This window comes from Micromonospora sp. NPDC004540 (assembly GCF_040610095.1).
Classification (GTDB): Bacteria; Actinomycetota; Actinomycetes; order Mycobacteriales; family Micromonosporaceae; genus Micromonospora.
In genome coordinates, this window is record NZ_JBEXLR010000113.1 from 1 (window position 1) to 19,402 (window position 19,402).

The 19,402-nt window shown below is 73.6% G+C and carries 17 protein-coding genes and 1 pseudogene; 3 read left to right on the top strand and 15 right to left on the bottom strand.

All coding sequences use genetic code 11. The annotated features are described in order from the left end of the window. The 4 genes from ABZV78_RS27390 to ABZV78_RS27405 all read right to left on the bottom strand — a co-directional run. On the bottom strand, positions 1-1,563 hold a 1,563-nt coding region (locus ABZV78_RS27390; RefSeq protein WP_355643084.1), incomplete at its 3' end, for a PucR family transcriptional regulator ligand-binding domain-containing protein. Between the two features lie 123 nt (positions 1,564-1,686). Beyond that, the gene (gene argG, locus ABZV78_RS27395; protein ID WP_355643086.1) at positions 1,687-3,138 is read right to left on the bottom strand and encodes an argininosuccinate synthase; all 1,452 of its coding nucleotides are present in this window, start codon (positions 3,136-3,138) and stop codon (positions 1,687-1,689) included. 54 nt (positions 3,139-3,192) lie between these two features. Continuing rightward, positions 3,193-4,014: an RNA methyltransferase gene (locus tag ABZV78_RS27400; RefSeq protein ID WP_355643088.1), complete on the bottom strand. Its 822-nt coding sequence runs from the start codon at positions 4,012-4,014 to the stop codon at positions 3,193-3,195. Between the two features lie 201 nt (positions 4,015-4,215). Further along, positions 4,216-4,773: a dihydrofolate reductase family protein gene (locus ABZV78_RS27405; protein ID WP_355643089.1), complete on the bottom strand. Its 558-nt coding sequence runs from the start codon at positions 4,771-4,773 to the stop codon at positions 4,216-4,218. Positions 4,774-4,907: 134 nt separating this feature from the next. On the opposite strand from ABZV78_RS27405, the gene ABZV78_RS27410 reads away from it, so the two are divergent. Continuing rightward, positions 4,908-5,510 carry a dTMP kinase gene (locus ABZV78_RS27410; RefSeq protein ID WP_355643091.1) on the top strand — a complete coding sequence of 201 codons (603 nt, stop codon included), beginning with the start codon at positions 4,908-4,910 and terminating at the stop codon, positions 5,508-5,510. Between the two features lie 12 nt (positions 5,511-5,522). On the opposite strand, the gene ABZV78_RS27415 is transcribed toward ABZV78_RS27410, so the two are convergent. The 4 genes from ABZV78_RS27415 to ABZV78_RS27430 all read right to left on the bottom strand — a co-directional run bounded on the left by ABZV78_RS27415 (position 5,523) and on the right by ABZV78_RS27430 (position 10,362). Then, the gene (locus ABZV78_RS27415) at positions 5,523-7,736 is read right to left on the bottom strand and encodes a transglycosylase domain-containing protein (RefSeq protein ID WP_355643093.1); all 2,214 of its coding nucleotides are present in this window, start codon (positions 7,734-7,736) and stop codon (positions 5,523-5,525) included. 112 nt (positions 7,737-7,848) lie between these two features. Next, positions 7,849-8,646 (bottom strand): hypothetical protein, encoded by a 798-nt coding sequence (locus ABZV78_RS27420; RefSeq protein ID WP_355643095.1) that lies wholly within the window; start codon positions 8,644-8,646, stop codon positions 7,849-7,851. 130 nt (positions 8,647-8,776) lie between these two features. After that, on the bottom strand, positions 8,777-9,883 hold the full coding sequence (locus ABZV78_RS27425) for an SPFH domain-containing protein (RefSeq protein ID WP_355643097.1): 1,107 nt from the start codon (positions 9,881-9,883) through the stop codon (positions 8,777-8,779). 5 nt (positions 9,884-9,888) lie between these two features. Continuing rightward, positions 9,889-10,362, bottom strand: a complete 474-nt coding sequence (locus ABZV78_RS27430; RefSeq protein ID WP_355643099.1) for an NfeD family protein — start codon at positions 10,360-10,362, stop codon at positions 9,889-9,891. An 88-nt stretch (positions 10,363-10,450) separates the two neighbouring features. Between ABZV78_RS27430 and ABZV78_RS27435 the strand changes: the two genes are divergently transcribed. Then, the gene (locus ABZV78_RS27435; RefSeq protein ID WP_355643100.1) at positions 10,451-11,764 is read left to right on the top strand and encodes a serine hydrolase domain-containing protein; all 1,314 of its coding nucleotides are present in this window, start codon (positions 10,451-10,453) and stop codon (positions 11,762-11,764) included. 345 nt (positions 11,765-12,109) lie between these two features. On the opposite strand, the gene ABZV78_RS27440 is transcribed toward ABZV78_RS27435, so the two are convergent. Next, positions 12,110-12,919, bottom strand: coding sequence for a DUF3097 domain-containing protein (locus ABZV78_RS27440; RefSeq protein WP_355643102.1), 810 nt, complete (start codon positions 12,917-12,919; stop codon positions 12,110-12,112). A gap of 161 nt (positions 12,920-13,080) precedes the next feature. Here ABZV78_RS27440 and ABZV78_RS27445 point away from each other — a divergent pair, with 161 nt between their 5' ends. Continuing rightward, entirely contained in the window at positions 13,081-13,875 is a 795-nt protein-coding gene (locus ABZV78_RS27445) for a hypothetical protein (RefSeq protein WP_355643104.1), read from the top strand. Between the two features lie 8 nt (positions 13,876-13,883). Here the strand turns inward: ABZV78_RS27445 and ABZV78_RS27450 are convergent, their stop codons facing one another. From ABZV78_RS27450 to ABZV78_RS27475, 6 genes and pseudogenes are all read right to left on the bottom strand, one after another. Next, positions 13,884-14,750, bottom strand: a complete 867-nt coding sequence (locus tag ABZV78_RS27450; protein WP_355643112.1) for an HAD-IIA family hydrolase — start codon at positions 14,748-14,750, stop codon at positions 13,884-13,886. Then, a complete protein-coding gene (locus ABZV78_RS27455; RefSeq protein ID WP_355643106.1) occupies positions 14,699-15,730 on the bottom strand; it encodes a ferrochelatase in 1,032 nt (343 codons plus the stop codon). Before ABZV78_RS27455 ends, ABZV78_RS27450 begins: the two co-directional genes overlap by 52 nt. Before the next feature lie 70 nt (positions 15,731-15,800). Further along, positions 15,801-16,568: an enoyl-ACP reductase FabI gene (gene fabI / locus ABZV78_RS27460; protein WP_355643108.1), complete on the bottom strand. Its 768-nt coding sequence runs from the start codon at positions 16,566-16,568 to the stop codon at positions 15,801-15,803. 22 nt (positions 16,569-16,590) lie between these two features. After that, positions 16,591-17,295: a beta-ketoacyl-ACP reductase gene (locus ABZV78_RS27465; protein WP_355643110.1), complete on the bottom strand. Its 705-nt coding sequence runs from the start codon at positions 17,293-17,295 to the stop codon at positions 16,591-16,593. A 596-nt stretch (positions 17,296-17,891) separates the two neighbouring features. Beyond that, positions 17,892-18,842 carry a VWA domain-containing protein gene (locus tag ABZV78_RS27470; RefSeq protein WP_091320905.1) on the bottom strand — a complete coding sequence of 317 codons (951 nt, stop codon included), beginning with the start codon at positions 18,840-18,842 and terminating at the stop codon, positions 17,892-17,894. After that, positions 18,839-19,402 (bottom strand): annotated as a pseudogene (locus tag ABZV78_RS27475) (hypothetical protein); the annotation flags it as partial. The gene ABZV78_RS27470 and the pseudogene ABZV78_RS27475, both read right to left, overlap by 4 nt.

Consider the following 19,402-nt stretch of genomic DNA (forward strand, 5'->3'; position numbering starts at 1 on the left):
GCGGAAATGGCCGAGGTAGCCGTGCCGCCAGTCGGTCTCGTGCTCGGCCGACCGGGCCGCCGGATCCGCGGCCCGCAGCGCGCCGACCGCCACGGTACGGGCGGCCGGGTCGACGGGACGGGCGGGGCGCGGCGCCGGAGGGCGGGCCGGGTCGGCGTCGAGGCGTACCCGGCGCAGCGCGGCGGCGAACGCGGCGAGCGCCTTCTCCTCGGCGGCCGGATCGGGCAGCGCGAGCAGCGCCCCGACCGCCTGGTCATCGACGGCGCTGGTCAGCGCGGTGAGCTTGGCATCCCGCAACGCCTGGCCGACCGCCTCGGCGAGGTCGCGCAGCCGGGCCGGGCCGGCCTCCGGGCCGGCGTCGGGGCCCGGCCCGCCGCCCTCGGCCGGATCGTCGGCCCGGTGCCGGACCACCACGCCGACGAGGTGCCGGCGGTCCAGGGTCACACCGAGGGCCTTGGCGCGCAGCGCCACCTCGTCCACCGGGCGGGAGTGGTCGATCAGGGCGGTGAGCAGGGTGCGGTGGATCTGCCGTTCCAGCCCCTCGGCGTCGCGCCGGATCAGCCGGCCGAGGGCGAGGGTGGAGGCGGCCCGCTCGATCAGGATGGTCAGCCGGGTGGGCGGGGTCGCGCCCGTCGGCGTCGCGGCGTCGACCGGTGTGGGGGTGCCGGCGTCGGCCGCCCCGCCGTCGTACCCGTCGGACGGGCCGCCGGTCACCCCGCCGGCGGCGGCCGTGGTGGCCGGGGCCGCGTCGTCGGGCACCGGCCGATCCTCCTGAGCGGCCGGCGTGCGGTCGGGACCGCCGGTGGTCAGCTCGGTGCCGGCCGGCCAGCGCAGCAGCAGCCGCCCCCAGTCCTGGCCGCGCGCGCCGACGGTGGTCACCAGCCAGCCGCTGTCCAGGTCGTACGCGGTCCGCCCGGCCGGCCGGATCCGCCGGGAGTGCTGCTCCCAGCCGTCCAGCAGCAGCTCGGCGCTCTCCCCCGCCGGGTCGTACGCGAGCACCTGCCGGGACAGGTTCTCCAGCACCACCGGGCAGCCGGCCAGCTCGGCCGCCTGCCGGACCACCTCGGCCGGCTCAGCGCCCTCCACGGAGAGTTCGGTGAACCGCTGGTGGATCTCCTCGGTGGCGCGCAGCTCGGTGAGCTGGGCGTCCACGATCAGCGCGTGCACCGCCTCGGTGATCCGCACGAAGGGGGTGGCCCGGCGCAGCTCGACCAGGGGCAGCCCGCGGCGCTCGGCGGCGGCCGCCATGACCCGGGGCACCCCGCTGACGTAGCGGCGGCCCAGCTCCACCACCAGCCCGGAGACCCCGACGTCGGCCAGGTCGCCGATGAACGCGCGCAGGCCGGCGTCGTCGGCGGGCAGCCCGATGCCGGTGGTGAGCACCAGCTCGCCCCCGCCGAGCAGGGTGGCGATGTCGGGCACCTCGGCCACGTGCACCCACCGCACCGGCCGGTCCAGGCCCGCGTCCCCCGCGACGAGGCGCGGGGCGCCGTGGCGCACCGGCACCAGGGCGAGCACCTCACGGACGGTAGGGAACACGGGCGACACGCTACCCTGCGTCACCGCCGATTCCGAGCGTGCGCCCGCCCAGGCCGCCCCCGGCGTCCCAGCGGGTCGTCGCGGCCCAGCTCCCGGCACGCCACTTTCGAACCCTGCAGCGCTACTGATCCCTTCCCGAGGCGTCGCTCAGTCGACGCCGAACTCCATCGCGGCGCGGTCGAGTGCCTCGTCGTCGGCGGAGGAGACGCCCCGGGAGGCGATGGCTTCCGCGCCGCCCTCTGGCATCGCACCGATGAGACCGGTCGAGGCTGCCTGCGCGGCGCCGACCATCCGCTGGGGGGTCGCGCCGCCTACCATGCCGAGGGTTGCATACTGCTCCAGCTTCGCCCGCGAGTCGGCGATGTCCAGGTTCCGCATGGTGAGCTGGCCGATCCGGTCCGACGGGCCGAACGCCGAGTCCTCGGTACGCTCCATCGACAGCTTGTCAGGGTGGTAGCTGAACGCCGGGCCGGTGGTGTCCAGGATCGAGTAGTCCTCGCCCCGGCGCAGCCGCAACGTCACCTCGCCGGTGACCGCCGTGCCGACCCAGCGCTGCAACGACTCGCGCAGCATCAGCGCCTGCGGGTCCAGCCATCGCCCCTCGTACATCAGCCGACCGAGGCGGCGGCCCTCGTTGTGGTAGTTCGCCAGGGTGTCCTCGTTGTGGATGGCGTTGACCAGCCGTTCGTACGCGGCATGCAGCAGCGCCATGCCAGGCGCCTCGTAGATGCCCCGGCTCTTGGCCTCGATGATCCGATTCTCGATCTGGTCCGACATGCCCAGGCCGTGCCGGCCGCCGATGGCGTTGGCCTCCAGCACCAGGTCGACAGGGCTGCCGAACTCCTTACCGTTGATCGTCACCGGGCGACCCTGGTCGAAGCCGATCGTGACGTCCTCGGTCGGGATCTCCACCAAGGGGTCCCAGAACCGGACTCCCATGATCGGATTGACCGTCTCGATGCCGGTGTCGAGGTGCTCGAGGGTCTTCGCCTCGTGCGTGGCGCCCCAGATGTTGGCGTCGGTGGAGTATGCCTTCTCGGTGCTGTCCCGGTATGGCAGGGCGCGTGCGAGCAGCCACTCCGACATCTCCTTACGCCCACCCAGTTCGGTGACGAAGTCGGTGTCGAGCCACGGCTTGTAGATGCGCAGCTGCGGGTTGGCCAGCAGGCCGTACCGGTAGAACCGCTCGATGTCGTTGCCCTTGAAGGTCGAGCCGTCGCCCCAGATCTGGACGTCGTCGGAGATCATCGCCCGCACCAGCAGGGTCCCGGTCACGGCCCGGCCCAGCGGGGTGGTGTTGAAGTACGCCCGCCCGCCCGAGCGGATGTGGAAGGCCCCGCAGGTCAACGCCGCCAGGCCCTCCTCGACCAGGGCGGCGCGGCAGTCGACCAGTCGGGCGACCTCGGCGCCGTAGCTGAGCGCCCGACCGGGCACCGAGGCGATGTCGGGCTCGTCGTACTGGCCGATGTCGGCGGTGTAGGCGCAGGGGACGGCGCCCTTGTCGCGCATCCACGCGACCGCGACCGAGGTGTCGAGGCCGCCGGAGAAGGCGATGCCGACACGTTCGCCGGCGGGCAGGGAGGTGAGAACCTTGGACACAAGGAAGATTATGCGCCATGTCGCATGGTCATGCAAACAACACCGGCCGCAGAGCTACCCGCTGCCGAACAGCGGGTCGTCGCGGCCCAGCTCCCAGCAGGCGACCGCGGTGGCGGCGGCGACGTTGAGCGAGTCCACCCCGCGCCGCATCGGGATCACCACCCGGACGTCGCTGGCGTCCATCGCGGCCCGGGTCAGGCCGGCGCCCTCGGCGCCCATGAGCAGGGCCGCGCGGGCCCGCTGGCCGGCGTCCAGCCGCTGGATCGGCACCGCGTCCGGCGCGGGTGTCATGGCCAGCACCGTGAAGCCCGCCGCCCGGACCTCGCCGAGCGCGTCCGGCCAGGGCTCCAGCTTCCCGTACGGGATGGCGAAGACCTCGCCCATGCTGACCCGGACGCTGCGCCGGTAGAGCGGATCGGCGCAGGTCGGCGAGAGCAGCACGGCGTCCACCCCGAGCGCCGCCACGGCCCGGAAGATCGCGCCCAGGTTGGTGTGGTTGTTGACGTCCTCCAGGATCACCACCCGGCGGGCGGTGGCCAGCACCTCGGCGGCGGACGGCAGCGGCTTGCGGCGGAACGAGGCGAGCACGCCCCGGTGCACGTGGAAGCCGGTGGCCCGCTGGAGCACGTCCGGGGTGGCCGCGTAGACGGGGGTCTCGCCGGTGTCGAGGTCGGCGAGCTGGTCCACCCGCTTGGCGTCGACCAGGTACGACCGGGCCGGGTAGCCGGCCCGCAGCGCCCGCCGCAGCACCAGCTCCCCCTCGGCGATGAACAGCCCGTGCGGAGGCTCCCAGCGGGTCCGCAGCTCCACGTCGGTCAGCGCGCGGTAGTCGGCGATCCGGTCGTCGTCGGGGTCGGTGATCTCGTGGACGGGCACCGGACGATTCTGCCTGGTCCGTCCGGTCGGCCCGGCGCGGCCCGGGTTTCCGCCGCCCGGGCAGGGGAACGGAGCCCGGGAAAGCGGACAGCGACGAAGGGATCACCACGATGAGCGCGGACCCCGGACGGAGATCCTCCGGCGCGGGCTGCCCGCGGTCGTCGCCACCTACCGGCCCCGCCGCCGCGGACGGTAGCCCGGTCAGGCCCGCTCGTAGCGGAGCAGCACCGACCGCCCGTCGAAGCCCCGGGTTCCGGTGAGCCGCAGGTCGAGGCGGTCCTTGCCGGGGAAGACCGGGGTGCCGCCGCCCAGCACGACCGGGTGCACCACCACCTGGTACTCGTCGACCAGCCCCAGCTCGGTCAGCGCCGCGGCCGCGCCGGAGCCGCCGGTGAGCAGCAGGTCCCCACCCGGCTGCGCCTTCAGCTCGGCGATCTCGGCGGCCAGGTCGCGGCCGATCACCCGGGCGCCGTACTCGGCGGTCTCCAGGGTGCGGGAGATGACGATCTTCGGGGTGCGGGCCCAGATCGGGGCGAACCGCAGGTCGTGCGGGTCCTGGGAGATCTGCTCCACCCTGGGCCAGTACCAGGACATCAACCCCCACACCTTGCCGCCGTAGAGGAAGGCGTCGGCCCGGTCGGTCAGCTCGAAGGAGTACGCGGACAGGTCCGGCCCCATGGTCGGCCAGTCGAACTCCCCGTTCGGCCCCTCGATGAAGCCGTCGACCGACTGGTGCACCCAGTGGACGAGCTTGCGCATGATGTCGCCTCCGCTTCCGGTGGCGCCCCGGGCGGGGCGCGCTCACCGGTGGGTCGGAGCCGGTCGACCGGATCCGACAGCCGGCGCGGATTTTCTGCCGGGAGATTTGCCCGGGCCGACTAACGTCCGGATCCGTGGCCCGCCCCGTGATGATCGCCCTGGTCGGTGTCGACGGCTCCGGCAAGAGCACCCAGGCCAGGGCGCTCGCCCGCCGGCTGACGGCCCGCGGGATCCCGGCGACCTACTTCGAGAACGCCGGTGGCCGGCCGCTGTGGAACCGGCTGGCCCGGGCGCTCGGCCGGCCGGACGGGGTGGCGCTGTTCGGCCGTACCCTCTATCCGGCGCTGGAGGCGACGGTCCGCGCGCTGGCGATGGCGCGCACCGTGCTGGTGGCGCGGCTGACCGGACGCACCGCGGTGTCGGACCGGTGGACCTGGTGCCAGGACGTGATCATGGCCGCCCGCGGCGACCGGGGGCGGCGCGCGGTCCGGGCCGCCTACGCGGTCTTCCCCCGCCCCACCGTGGTCCTCTTCCTGGCCACCTCCCCCGAGGTGGCGCAGCGGCGGGTGGCCGCCCGGGGCATCGACACCGAGGAGCTGGCGCACCTGCGTGCGCTGGACGTCGCCTACCGGGCGCTGCCCGAGTTCACGACGTTCGTGGTGCTCGACGGCGACGCCGACCCCGACGAGGTGGCCACGGCGCTGGACCGGGTGGTGTCACCCCTGGTGGCGGGGTGACACCGCAGGAGGTCAGCCGCGGCCGCGGCCCTGGAGCCAGCGGAGCAGGTCCGAGGGGAGGTTGTCCCGCTCCTGCTGCTGGCGCCGGTCGGGCTGCGGGGTGGGGGTGGGACGCGGCTTCGGGCGCTGCGGGTCGCCGGCCAGCTCGCGGCTCGGTGCGGTGAAGTCCTTCACCGGCTTGCCGTCCACCGCCGTCCTGATCGTCCGGGCAACCGCGTCGATCACCCTGGCCTGCACCGCCGAGCCGACCAGGTCGGTCGAGTCGTCGGGGTTGGCCGCGATGCCGGCCACGGCAACCTGCGGGGTGAACCCGACGAAGGTCTCGGTGGCGTTCTGCTCGGAGCTACCGGTCTTGCCGGCCACCGGGCGGCCGACGATCCGGTCGACCGAGGTGGCGGTGCCGCCGTTGCACTGCCCGTACGCCGACTGCTGGCCGACCGGGCAGCGGGCCGCGTCGGTGGCCGCCCGGGCCACGTCGGCGTCCAGCACGTTCTTGCAGGAGGGCTGGCCGACGTCGACCTTCTCGCCGTTGGCCGCGGTCACCGAGACCACCGGCAGCGGCGAGCAGTAGGTGCCCTCGGCGGCCACGGTGGCGTACGCGTTGGCCAGGTCGAGCGGGGTGGTGGCGGCCACGCCGAGGGTGAACGCACCCCAGTTCTCCGCGTCGTCCCTGGCGAAGGCGGCGTCGGAGTCGGCCCGGAAGGTGATGCCGAGGCGCTGCGCCATCTCCACCACCTTGTCCTCGCCGACCTGCTCGGCCAGCCAGACGAAGTAGGTGTTCACGGAGCGGCCGAAGCCGTCCCACATCATCCGGTAGCCGTCCATCCACTCCGGGTTGGCGTTGGCCGGGCACCACTTGCCGTCGCAGTTGCCCTCGGCGTCGGAGCCGTACCGGGTGGGCAGCTTGGCGGGGGCGTCGAAACCGGTGGCGAGCGGCTTGCCGGCCTCCAGCGCGGCGAGCATGGTGAACAGCTTGAACGTCGAACCGGCCTGGTAGCCGTCGACGCTGGCGCCCCCGGAGATCAGCGGGTTGACGGTGTTCGGGTGGTTGGCCTGCCCCGCCGGGTTGTCGGCCAGGCTGTAGTGCCGGTTGACCGCCATGGCGAGCACCCGGCCGGTGCCCGGCTCGACCGCGGCGATCGGCAGGGCGCGCTTGTTGCCGTAGCCGTAGACGGCGGTGGCCTGCTTCTGCGCGGTCTGCTGGATCTTCGGGTCGAGCGTGGTGACCACGGTGTAGCCGCCCCGGCGCAGCGCCTGCTCGCGCTCCTTGACGGTGTCGCCGAAGGCCGGCTGGGCGAGCCACCACTGGCGCAGGTAGTCGCAGAAGAAGCCCCAGTCGTCGTGGCCCGCGGCGGTCGCGGTGCAGCCGTTGGGCTGGGCGGTCGGGTGCAGGGTGAGCGTCTCCGCCTTGGCCGCGGCCGCCTGCTGGGCGGTGATCGCGCCGGTCTCGGCCATCGAGTTGAGCACGTACCCGCGGCGGGCGAGCGCCTGGTCCTTGTCGCCGTCGATCGGGCTGTACTCGTCGGGCGACTGGACCAGGCCGGCGAGCAGCGCCGCCTCGCCCAGGGTCAGGTTCGCCGGGGCCTTGCCGAAGTAGCGCTGGCTGGCCGCGGCGACGCCGTACGCGCCGGAGCCGAAGTACGCGATGTTGAGGTAGCGGTTGAGGATCTCGTCCTTGCTGAGCGTCTTCTCCAGCGCGGTCGCGTACCGGATCTCCTGGAGCTTGCGCCCGACGGTCTGCTCGGTGGCGGCCTGCCGCTCCTCGGCGGTGCGGGTCGGGTCGGTCTTGAGCACGTTGCGGACGTACTGCATGGTCAGCGTGGAGCCGCCCTGCTCGGTGCCGCCGCCCTTGACGTTGGCGACCAGGGCGCGGGCGATGCCCCGCAGGTCGGCGCCGCCGTGCGAGTAGAAGCGGCGGTCCTCGGCCGCGACGATCGCCTGCCGCATCACCGGGGCGATCTCGGCCAGCGGCACATCGGTGCGGTTGACGTCGTAGAACGTGGTGATCAGGGTCTTGCCGTCGTTCGCGTAGAGGTAGGAGCGCTGCGGCTGCGCGGGGGTACGCAGCGCGTCGGGCAGCTCCGCGTACGCGCCCAGGCCGGCCTTGGCCGCGAGCCCGCCGAGCAGGCCGGTGGGGATCGCGGCGACCGCGAGGACGAGCCCGGCGAGGACGCCGGCGAGCAGCACGGTGAAGAGCCGCGACAGTGGCGACCGGGGAGACGGCATGGACTCCAGGATTGCCGCGAATGCCGCCAACCGGCCACCCCGCCAGGCAACTGTCAGTTACCTCACGGCGACCTCTCAGCTCCGGCGGGCCCGCGGAACCGGGTGGAACCGGTCAGCCGGCGGCGAGCGGGCCGTTGGGGGGTGGAGCCGGGGTGGCGGTGACGCTGGCCGCGACGGTGTCGCGGGCGATCGTGGCGGGGACGAGGCGCCCGGAGCGGTAGCCGATGCCGATGCCGGCGATCAGCACGAAGATCGCGCCGAAGGTCTGCAGCGAGCCGATCAGCGCGCCGCCCAGGCCGAGCAGCGGGGCGGCGATCATCAGCATGGTCCCGTCGCCGTAGGAGAACATCCCGGACCGGGCGACCGACCAGCCGGTCAGGAGCCAGCCCAGGCTGTAGAACGTGGCGCCGACCAGGACGAGGGAGCGCGCCGTGGTGCCGAAGACCGGCGCCTGCTCGGCCAGCCCGGCGAAGGGCAGCATCAGCACCATCCCCCCGATGCTGGCCAGCAGCCCGACGAGGGCGACCCGCCGGCACCGGGTGGCGGCGAGCAGGCCGGCGAGCGCCAGCAGGGCGAGCAGCCCGAGCCAGACCGCGGCCACCCAGCCGATCAGGTAGGCCTGCTGGCCGTCGGCCGGGTAGGGGTCGTTGCCCACCCCGCCGTCGCTGGCCAGCGCCACGAGGCCGTAGAGGACCGCGTACGCGGGCAGCAGCCAGACCGCCGCGCGGGCGAACCGGCGGATCGACCAGGCCCAGCTCGCGTCGGTGGCCGGGGCGGCCGGCCCTGGCTCGGAGACGAACGGCAGCACCCCGAACCCGCCCCCGGTACGCCGGGTGCCGAGCGGCCCCGCCGGGTCGTGCGCGCCGGGGACCGGGGTCGTGGAAAACAGCCGGTTCGCCGGATCCTTCATGCGTCACCTCGCTCCGCGCAGGGCGCGCAAACGGCGCCCCGGTCCTGGTCACCACCTGTCCTCAGACCGATGGTGGCAGGCACCGGGGCGCCGTATGAGGGATTCTCGGATTTGCCGGCGGCGGCCCCGTTCAGCCCCGTTCGCGCTGGTCCGACGGGTCGTTGAGCAGGCTCTCCGGGGCGACCGGCTCGGGCGCCGGCAGCCCCTGCGGGGCGTTGCCGCCGGTGGCCTGCGCCTCGGCGACGCGTACCTCGTCGTGGATCTCCTGGGCCGCGGTGGCGGCGGCGTGCGCGGCCTCGGCGGCCTCCCGCTCCACCTCGCCCGCGCCCCTGCTGGCCTCCGGCGACGGCACGTCGCCGACCATGCCGGCCAGGCCGCCCAGCGCGCCGCCCATGCCCTCGAGGGCCTTGGTCAGCTCGGCCGGGACGATCCAGACCTTGTTGGCCGAGCCGTTGGCGATCTGCGGCAGCGCCTGGAGGTATTGGTAGGCGAGCACCTTCTGGCTCGGGTTGGCCTGGTGGATCGCGTCGAAGACCGTGCGGATCGCCTTGGCCTGACCCTCCGCCTGCAGGATGCGGGCCTGCCGGTCACCGTCGGCGCGCAGCACGGCGGCCTGCTTCTCACCCTCGGCGGTGAGGATCTGCGACTGCTTGAGACCCTCGGCGTTGAGGATCGCGGCGCGGCGGTCCCGCTCGGCGCGCATCTGCTTCTCCATCGAGTCGCGGATGCTCGGCGGCGGCTCGATCGCCTTGATCTCGACCCGGGTCACCTTGATGCCCCAGCGGCCGGTGGTCTCGTCCAGCACCCCGGAGAGGTGCCGGTTGATCTCCTCGCGGCTGGTCAGCGCCCGCTCCAGGTCGAGCGAGCCGATCACGTTCCGCAGCGTCGTGACGGTGAGCTGCTCGATGGCCTGGAGGAAGTTGGAGATCTCGTAGGTGGCGCGGACCGAGTCGACCACCTTGAAGTAGAGCACCGTGTCGATCGAGACCACGAGGTTGTCCGAGGTGATCACCGGCTGCGGCGGGAAGCTGACCACCTGCTCCCGCATGTCGACCTTGGTCCGCACCGCGTCGATGTACGGCACCAGCAGGTTCAGCCCCGGGCTCAAGGTCCGCTTGTACTTGCCCAGCCGTTCCACCACGTCCTGGCGCTGCTGCGGCACGATCCGCACCGCCTTCACCAGCGTCACCACGACGATCACGGCGACGGCGATCAACAGGATCGCTGCAAACTCCATACCGTTCACCTTTTCGCTTCGGGCAGTCCGCCCGGGCTGGAAATCTCGTCCTGCCAGACCAGGGCGGTCGCGCCCCGGACCTTTATCACCTGCACCCGCTCGCCCACCGCGTAGCTGCGCGTCGCGTCGTACGACCGGGCCGTCCACAGCTCACCGTCGATCTTGACAAGGCCCCGTTCGGCGTCCACCGGCTCGAGCACCACCGCGCTGGACCCCTCGAGCGCCTCGATCCCGAACGGCTGGTCGCCGCTCTCCAGGGCCGGCATGGCGTGCCGCTTGATGACCGGCCGGACCAGGGCCACCGACAGCGCGGAGACCACCGCGAAGACCAGCGCCTGGAGCGCGACCGGGGCGCCGAGCGCGGCGGCCCCGGCGGCGGCGAACGCCCCAGCCGCGAACATGATCAGGAACAGCGTCGTCGTGAAGATCTCGGCGACCGCCAGCACCACACCCAGCACGATCCAGAACACGGCGTCCACCCTTAGATCGTGACACGCCGACGCACGCCGCACCGACCCGAAATGATCACCTAAGCTCGGCACCGCGCCGACGAGCCGAGGAGGACCCATGGCCCTGCTGCCCGAGACCGCCCGACAGGTGGACCTGTTGGTCGCCCGGGCCCAGGCGGAGGGACGCGGCCCCTCCCTCGCCCTCGGCGTGGTCCGGGACGGCGACCTGGCGCACGTCGCGCTCGCCGGCGAGCAGCCCCGCCCCGACGCGGACCTCCAGTACCGGATCGGCTCGATCAGCAAGACCATGACCGCCGTGCTGGTGATGCAGCAGCGCGACGCCGGCCGGCTGGCCCTGGACGACCCGCTGGACAAGCACCTGCCCGGCACCCCGGTCGGCGCGCTCACCCTGCGCCAGCTCCTCGGGCACGCCAGCGGCCTGCAACGGGAGCCGGACGGGCAGTGGTGGGAGCGGGCCGCCGGCGCGGACCTGGCGACCCTCGTCGCCGGGCTCACCCCGGCGAAGATCGCCCACCCGCCGCACCACGTCTACCACTACTCGAACCTGGCGTACGGGCTGCTCGGCGGGGTGCTGGAGCGGATCACCGGCACCCCCTGGGCCGACCTGCTCCGCGAGCGGCTGCTCGAACCGCTGGGCATGCGCCGCACCACCTACCACCCCACCGAGCCGTACGCCCGCGGCTACGTGGTGCACCCCTGGCACGAGACGCTGCGCGAGGAGCCGCGCACCGACACCGGGGCGATGGCGCCGGCCGGCCAGCTCTGGTCGACCGTCGAGGACCTGGCCCGCTGGGCGGCCTTCCTGGCCGACCCGGCTCCGGACCTGCTCGCCCCGGCGACGCTCACCGAGATGTGCGCGCCCGTGGTGATCAGCGACCCGGACGCCTGGACCGGCGGGCACGGCCTCGGCGTGGAGCTCTACCGGGTCGGCGACCGGGTGTACGTGGGCCACGGCGGCTCGATGCCCGGGTACGTGGCCGGCCTGGCCGTGCACCGCCCCACCCGCACCGCCGTGGTCGACTTCGCCAACTCGTACGGGCTGCGCGCCGGCCACCACGTCGTCGGCCTGGCCCGCGAGATCCTCACCCTGGTGCTGGACGCCGAGCCGGCCGCGCCCGCCCCCTGGCGCCCGGCCGACGCGCCGCCCGCCGACCTGGCCGAACTGACCGGCCGCTGGTGGTGGATGGGCATCGAGTACGAGTTCCGCGTGGACCCGAAGGGCGACCTGGTGGGCGGCCCCGTCGGTAGCCCGCTGCTCCGCTTCACCCCCGAGGCCCCCGACCGCTGGCGCGGCCGCTCCGGCTCCCAGGACGGGGAACTCCTCACCGTCATCCGCGACGACAACAACAACCCGGTGGCCCTCGACATCGCCACCTTCGTCTTCACCAGAACCCCCGACCAGGAACCCTGACCCCACCCCGCCGGGCCGACCAGTTCCGATCCACCCGCTACGAACTTGACGACGCAGATGGATCGCCCCCGAGCCGTGCCGCCGCTAGTAACTTGATGACCCAGGTGGATCGCCCCTGACCTGTTCCAGCCACTACGAACTTGATGACGCGAGTGGATCGCCACGCGATCCGTCCACGTCATCAAGTTCGTAGCACCCGCAAGGTCCCCACACCGATCGACCGCCGGAACCGACCCGCGCAGCCGGCACACGACGGGGCCGGGGCGGCCGTGCCCGGCGGAGGGATCAAGCCTGACCGCCCGGAGCCGGGCACGGTCGCCCCGGCCCTGGACCGCAACCACCAACTCAAGGTGCAGTGACGAAGTCGATCAACCGCTCCACAGCGTTGATCAGCGGCGTCTCCACATCGGCGAAACTGTCCACCCGGGACAGGATGTGCCGCCACATGTCCGCCGGCTCCGCCACCCCGAGGGCCGCGCAGACACCCTCCTTCCAGGGCCGCCCCGGCGGCACCACCGGCCAGGCCGGGATGCCCAGCGCCCGCGGCTTCACCGCCTGCCACACGTCGACGTACGGATGCCCGGTGACCAGCACGTGCGGCGAGCTGACCTGCGCCACGATCCGGCTCTCCTTGGAGCCGGGCACCAGGTGGTCGACCAGCACGCCGAGCCGGCGGCCCGGGCCGGGGTCGAAGGCGCGGACCTCGGCGGCGAGGTCGTCGATGCCGTCGAGGGGTTCGACCACCACGCCCTCGATCCGCAGGTCGTCGCCCCAGATCCGCTCGACCAGGGCCGCGTCGTGCACGCCCTCGACCCAGATCCGGCTGGCCTTGGCGACCTGCGCCCGGACGTTGTCGACCGCGATCGAGCCGGACGCGGTGCGCCGCCGCGCGGCCGGCACCGGGGCGCGGGCCGGGCGGCGCAGGGTGACCGGCCGGCCGTCGAGCAGGAACGCGGCGGGCAGCAGCGGGAAGTTGCGCCGCCGGCCGTGCCGGTCCTCCAGCACCACCGCGCCGGCCTCGAAGCCGACCACCGCGCCGCAGAACCCGGAGTCGGCGTCCTCGACCACGAGGTCGGGTTCGGCGTCGACCTCCGGGATCACCTTCCGCCGCCGCCAGTCGCCCGCCAGCACGTCGCCGTCGTATCGCCCCGCCATGTGGATCACGCTAGCCACCGGCCCGGCGCGTCGCCCGGCCCCGCCCCGACCAGGCGCCCCACCGGCGGCACAGAAAGGGGCGAAGGGGGTAGTTGGGGGCAGGTCACGCCGCCGGAGCGGCAGCCGAGACAGCGACGGCGGCGAGCACGTACCCTTTCGGCATGTCCTCCCCCGCAACGGGCGCGGCCACGCTGGCTCCGCGCCGGTCGAGCCGCTTCGTCGCCTGGGTACGCGCCTGGCGTGCCGGCCTGGTGCCGTTCGACGAGGTCGCCGACGAGATCGCCGGCGACGAGGAGCACCTGGTCGCCGATGCCCCCGGCACCTGGACCGACGTGTCCCTGCGGGAGGCGCTGCCCACCCTGGCCAAGCTCTCGCCGGACGAGATCCGGCTGGTGCTGCCCGCCCCGGGCGATCCGCGCGGGCTGCCCGGCCCGGGCGACTTCGCCGGGGCGGCGCTGCTGGCCGGCGAGGCCGTGGTGGCCAGCGGCCTCGGCTTCGTCCCGGAGGTGCGCACCCACACCTCGGGCTCGGGGATGACCTGGGAGACCGTGCTCTGGCGGGTCTACCCGCTGCCGGCCGACGCGCCGAAGGCGTCGCTGATCGCGCCCGGCGCGGCCGAGGCCGAGGCCGAGCTGGCCGCCGCGCTGGCCGAGACGACCGCCGCGCTGACCCGGCTCGACGTGGCCCAGTGGCGCCCCGAGCTGGCCGGCGCGCTCGCCGCGCTGCGCCGCCCGGACGGCGGGACCGACCTGCCGCCCGGCTTCGACCCGCGGTCGCGCCGGCTGTTCGCCCGCGCGGCCGTGCTGGACCGGGTGCTCGCCCTGGCCGGGGAGAGCGCCCCGGGCGGGGCGGTGAACACCTTCGAGGCGCAGCAGCGGGACGCGGCGCTGCGGCCGTTGACCACCGCCTGCCGGCAGGCCCTGGTGGCCGCCTGCAACGCCCCGCTGCGCCCCTGAGCCGAGGCTCAGACCTCGTCGATCAGGTCGGCCACCGAGTCGACGATCCGGGACGGCCGGTAGGGGTAGCGCTCGGCCTCGGCCCGGCTGCTGATCCCGGTGAGCACCAGGATCGTCTCCAGCCCCGCCTCCAGGCCGCAGAGGATGTCGGTGTCCATCCGGTCGCCGATCATCGCGGTGGACTCGGAGTGCGCGTCGATGGTGTTCAACGCCGAGCGCATCATCATCGGGTTCGGCTTGCCGACGAAGTAGGGCTCCACCCCGGTCGCCTTGGAGATCATGGCGGCCACCGAGCCGGCGGCCGGCAGCGCGCCCTCCACCGACGGGCCGGTGGCGTCGGGGTTGGTGCAGATGAAGCGCGCCCCGTCGTTGATCAGCCGGATCGCCTTGGTGATCGCCTCGAAGCTGTAGGTGCGGGTCTCCCCCAGCACCACGTAGTCGGGGGCGAAGTCGCTGAGCACGTAGCCCACCGCGTGCAGCGCCGTGGTGAGGCCGGCCTCGCCGATCACGTACGCGGTGCCGCCCGGCCGCTGGTCGGCCAGGAACTGGGCGGTGGCCAGCGCGGACGACCAGATCGCCTCCTCCGGCACGTCCAGCCCCATCCGGGCCAGCCGGGCCTGCAGGTCGCGCGGCGTGTAGATCGAGTTGTTGGTGAGCACCAGGAACGGCTTGCCGGAGGCGCGCAGCCTCTTGATGAACTCGGGCGCGCCGGGCACCGGCTGGCCCTCGTGCACCAGCACGCCGTCCATGTCGGTGAGCCAGCTCTGCACCGGCTTGCGGTCATGCATCTGTCGTCCCCACGGGGTGTCGAAGGTGGTCGGGGTCAGGGACGGCGGGCCGGGGGCACACAGCACAGCGCCGGGCAGGTGTCCCAGGTGGGCAGCTCGCCGAGGCGGCGGAAGTGTCGCTCGCCGTCCGGCGCGCTCCGCTCCAGCACCAACTCGCGGACCATCGCCACGAACCGCGGGTCGGTGCCGGGGGTGGCGGCGCGGACGAAGTCCAGGCCGAGCTGCTTGGCCGTGTCGAGGGCCTCGGTGTCCAGGTCCCAGACCACCTCCAGGTGGTCGGAGACGAACCCGATCGGGCTGACCACCACGCCGGTCACGCCCTCGCCGGCGAGCGCGGCCAGGTGGTCGTTGACGTCCGGCTCCAGCCACGGCACCTGCGGCGGCCCGGACCGGCTCTGCCAGACCAGGTCGTAGGGCAGGTCCGGCGCGGCGGCGGCGTGCACCAGCCGGGCGGTCTCTTCGAGCTGGGCGGTGTACCGGCCGCCGTGCGGGCCGGCGGTCGCCGCCGCCGACACCGGCACCGAGTGGGCGGTGAACACCAGCCGGGTGGTGTCCCGCCGGGCCGGGTCGAGCTGCGCCAGCGCGGCCCGGACCGCGTCGGCGTGCGGCTCGACGAAGCCCGGATGGTCCCAGAACTGGCGCAGCTTCTCGATCAGCGGGGCGTCCGGGCCGACGGCGGCGCGGGCCGCGGCGATGTCCTCCTGGTATTGCCGGCAGGACGAGTAGCCGCCGTAGGCGCTGGTGACGAAGGCGAGGGCCCGCTGGATGCCGTCGTCGCGCATCTGCGCCACCGTGTCGGCCAGCATCGGGTCCCAGTTGCGGTTGCCCCAGTAGACCGGCAGGTCGACACCGTTGGCGGCGAAATCCTGCCGGATCGCCGCGAGCAGGTCACGGCACTGCTGGTTGATCGGGGACACCCCGCCGAAGTGCAGGTAGTGCTCGACGACCTCGGCGAGCCGCTCCGGCGGCACGCCCCGCCCCCGGGTCACGTTCTGCAGGAAGGGCAGCACGTCCTCGGGCCGCTCGGGGCCGCCGAAGGAGACCAGCACCAACGCGTCGTACGCCATGGTCCCATTCTCCCCCGACGGCCGTGCCGGTCCGGCGACCACCCCGTGACGTGCGGGTTTCGCGCCGGTCTCAGGCGCCGATCGCGTGGTAGCCGCCGTCGACGTGGACGATCTCGCCCGTGGTGGCCGGGAACCAGTCGGAGAGCAGCGCCAGGCAGGCCCGGGCGGCCGGCTCCTGGTCGGTCAGGTCCCAGCCGAGCGGGGCGCGCTCGGCCCAGGCGTCCTCGAACTGCTCGAAGCCGGGGATGGACTTGGCGGCGATGGTGCGCAGCGGCCCGGCGGCGACCAGGTTGCTGCGGATGCCCTGCTTGCCCAGGTGCAGCGCCAGGTAGCGGGAGGCGGACTCCAGCCCGGCCTTGGCCACGCCCATCCAGTCGTAGACCGGCCAGGCCTTCGTGGCGTCGAAGGTGAGGCCCACCACGGCGCCGCCCGCCGACATCAGCGGCAGCGCCGCCATGGCCAGCGACTTGTAGGAGTAGGTGGAGACCTGGAGCGCGGTCGCCACGTCCTCCCAGGGTGCGTCGAGGAAACCGCCGCCGAGGCAGCTCTGCGGGGCGAAGCCGATCGAGTGCACCACCCCGTCGAGGCCGTCGACGTGCTCGCGCACCTTGTCGGCCAGGCCGGCCAGGTGCTCGGTGTTGGTCACGTCCAGCTCGATCACCGGCGCGGGCTCGGGCAGCCGCTTGGCGATCCGCTCGACCAGGGAGAGCCGGCCGTAGCCGGTGAGCACGACCTGGGCGCCGTTCTCCTGGGCGAGCTTCGCCACCGAGAAGGCGATCGAGGCGTCGGTGATGACGCCGGTGACCAGCAGCCGCTTACCGGCCAGGAGTCCGGACATTCGCAGTTCCCTCCGTACTTTCTCAGTGACCCATGCCCAGGCCGCCGTCGACCGGGATGACGGCGCCGGAAATGTACGCGGCCGCGTCCGAGGCGAGCCAGGTGACCGCGGCGGCGACCTCGTCCGGGCTGGCCATCCGGCCGGCCGGGATCGACTTGCGGATCTCCGCCCGGCGCTCCTCGGACAGCACGGCGGTCATGTCGGTGTCGATGAAGCCGGGCGCCACCACGTTCGCGGTGATGTTGCGGCTGCCCAGCTCGCGGGTGATCGACCGGGCCACGCCGACCAGCCCGGCCTTGCTGGCCGCGTAGTTGACCTGGCCGGCGCCGCCGGCGAGGCCGACCACCGAGGAGATGAAGATCATCCGGCCCCACTTGGCGCGGAGCATCTTGGTCGAGGCCCGCTTGGCGCAGCGGAAGGCGCCGGTGAGGTTGGTGTCGAGCACCCGGGTGAACTGCTCCTCGCTCATCCGCAGGAGCAGCGTGTCGTCGGTGATGCCGGCGTTGGCGACCAGCACCTCGACCGGGCCCAGCTCGGCCTCGATCGCGGCGAACGCGGCGTCCAACGACTCGGCGTCGGTCACGTCACACTTCACGCCGAACAGCCCCGCCGGGGCCTCGCCGCTGCGGTGGGTCACCGCCACCCGGTCGCCCTGCTTGGCGAAGGCCTGCGCGATGGCCAGGCCGATCCCCCGGTTTCCGCCGGTCACCAGCACGGTACGGGTCACGGTTCCCCCTCTTGCTCAGCTGATCTCCCAATCGGTCGGAGCCTAGGGGTTACCGAGGGGTAAGCGCTAACCCGTGCCAGGTCGGCGGCCTGCCCGGCGGCCCGGTCGGACGGGCCGGGTGGACCGGTCGGCCGAGTGCGTGCCGCGGGTGCGCCGGGTGTACGATGATCAGCGTTTGCGGGCAGTGGATCGCCCGCCGTCGAGCCCCGCCGACCGCAGGAGGTGATCGCTGTGCGAGATAGCGATCCTCCCAGTCGTGGCCGGGCCGACCGTCAGCCCCGCTGAGCCACGACTCAGCCGGCGCGGCTGACCCCGCTTCCCGCCCGCCGCACCGCGCCCCGCTCTCCTCGGCCCTCCGCCGGGGCGACCGTGCTGCGCGGTCCGGGCGGAGCACCCCGGTCACGACTTCGTGTGCGTACGTCCTGATCCACCCCCGCGGTCCGCCCCGCCCGGACCGTCCGTCGCCACGGAGCAGTCCCATGAGCCGTTACGTCGCCCCGCTGGGCTTCACCCTCGCCGCCGTCTGGGTGGCCGTCCTGTTCGTCCTGGCCGGCGGCGGTCACTGACCACCACCGGCCGGGCCCGGCCGTCCCGCCTCAGATCAGGCGGGACGACCAGAGCAGGCTCAGCGCCCCCGCGCAGAGCGCGAGGAGCAGCGCGATGCCCGCGTACCACTGGGTGATCTCCCGCGGCTCGGTCCGGAACCCGATCGAGCTGCCCATGTCCTGGTAGACCTGCTTCAGCTCGCTGACCGAGGCCGCCTCGTAGAAGTAGCCCTGGGTCGTCTCCGCGAGCTGCGACAGCGCCATCCGGTCCACCGGCACCCGCTGGAGCTGACCGCCGATGTCCACCTGGCCCGAGTCGGTGCCGAACGCGATGGTGGAGACCGGCACGTTGGCCGCCTGCGCCGCCGCGGCCGCCTCCTCCACCGACCGGCCCGAGGTGCGGTAGCCGTCGGAGAGCAGCACGATCCGCGCTGGCGGGATGCCGGCCGCCCCGTCCGCCGGCACCGAGCGGATCGCCTCCAGGCAGGTGAAGACCGCCTCGCCGGTGGCGGTCGCCTCGGCCAGCACCAGCCCGTCGATGGCCGTGGTCACGGCGCCCCGGTCCTTCGTCGGCGGCACCAGCACGTTCGCCGACTTGGCGAACGAGACCAGGCCCAGGTTGTAGCTCTCCGGCAGTTCGCCGACGAACTGCTTGGCCGCCTCCTGCGCGGCCTCCAGCCGGTTCGGCGCCACGTCGTCGGCCTGCATGGACAGCGACACGTCGATGGCGAGCATCACGGTCGCCCGTTCGAGCGGCTCCTTGGTGTCGATCGCCGGCCGGGCCAGCCCGGTGGCGAGCACCAGCAGGCAGAGCAGGAAGGCGGTAGCCGCCGCGTGCCGCCGCCAGCCCAACCCCTTGGGCGCCAGGGTGCGCAGCAGGTCCACGTTGGTGAACCGCATGGCGTACTGCCGGCGGTGCAGCTGCCGCCAGACGTACGCGGCGGCGAGGGCGAGCACCGGCAGCACGGCCAGCAGCCACCACGGTTGCAGAAAACGGATCATCGGGTCGTCCCTCGGGTACGGGCGTGCCGCTGCGCGGCCACGAAACGCACCATGTCCAGCAGCCAGTCTCGGTCGGTACGCAGTCGCAGGTGGGCCGCGCCGGCGGTGCGCAGCTCGGCGGCGATCGCCGCGCGCTGGGCGGCCGCCGAATCGGCGTACCGGCGGCGCAGGCCCGGGTCGGCGGTCTGCACCTCGTGCAGCTCCCCCGTCTCCGGGTCGACCACCGGCAGCACCCCCACGTCGGGCAGTTCCAGCTCGCGCGGGTCGACCACCTCGATGGCCAGCACGTCGTGCCGGACCCGCAGCTTACGGATCGGCCGGCCCCACTGCTCCGGCGGCGCGAGGAAGTCGGAGATCACCACCGCCACGCCCCGGCGGCGCGGCGGGCGGTTGAGCATGTCGACGAGGACGCCGAGGTCGCTGCGGCCGGGCCGGATCTCGGTGCCGGCGATGGCGCGCAGCAGCCGTGGGGCGCTGGAATGGGCGGCAGTGATGGCAGTCGGGTGATGATGGCGGCGCATGCCACGAAGCTGGTGGCGTTGCCGATGATCAGGGCCAGA

Bases quoted from the DNA above. Each gene is read 5' to 3' on its own strand.
- ABZV78_RS27405 (WP_355643089.1), bottom strand. From the start codon at position 4,773: ATGCGCAAGCTCGTCCACTGGGTGCACCAGTCGGTCGACGGCTTCATC.
- ABZV78_RS27455 (WP_355643106.1), bottom strand. From the start codon at position 15,730: ATGGCGTACGACGCGTTGGTGCTGGTCTCCTTCGGCGGCCCCGAGCGG.
- ABZV78_RS27435 (WP_355643100.1), top strand. From the start codon at position 10,451: ATGGCCCTGCTGCCCGAGACCGCCCGACAGGTGGACCTGTTGGTCGCC.
- ABZV78_RS27440 (WP_355643102.1), bottom strand. From the start codon at position 12,919: ATGGCGGGGCGATACGACGGCGACGTGCTGGCGGGCGACTGGCGGCGG.
- ABZV78_RS27445 (WP_355643104.1), top strand. From the start codon at position 13,081: ATGTCCTCCCCCGCAACGGGCGCGGCCACGCTGGCTCCGCGCCGGTCG.
- ABZV78_RS27425 (WP_355643097.1), bottom strand. From the start codon at position 9,883: ATGGAGTTTGCAGCGATCCTGTTGATCGCCGTCGCCGTGATCGTCGTG.
- ABZV78_RS27415 (WP_355643093.1), bottom strand. From the start codon at position 7,736: ATGCCGTCTCCCCGGTCGCCACTGTCGCGGCTCTTCACCGTGCTGCTC.
- ABZV78_RS27420 (WP_355643095.1), bottom strand. From the start codon at position 8,646: ATGAAGGATCCGGCGAACCGGCTGTTTTCCACGACCCCGGTCCCCGGC.
- fabI (WP_355643108.1), bottom strand. From the start codon at position 16,568: ATGTCCGGACTCCTGGCCGGTAAGCGGCTGCTGGTCACCGGCGTCATC.
- ABZV78_RS27470 (WP_091320905.1), bottom strand. From the start codon at position 18,842: ATGATCCGTTTTCTGCAACCGTGGTGGCTGCTGGCCGTGCTGCCGGTG.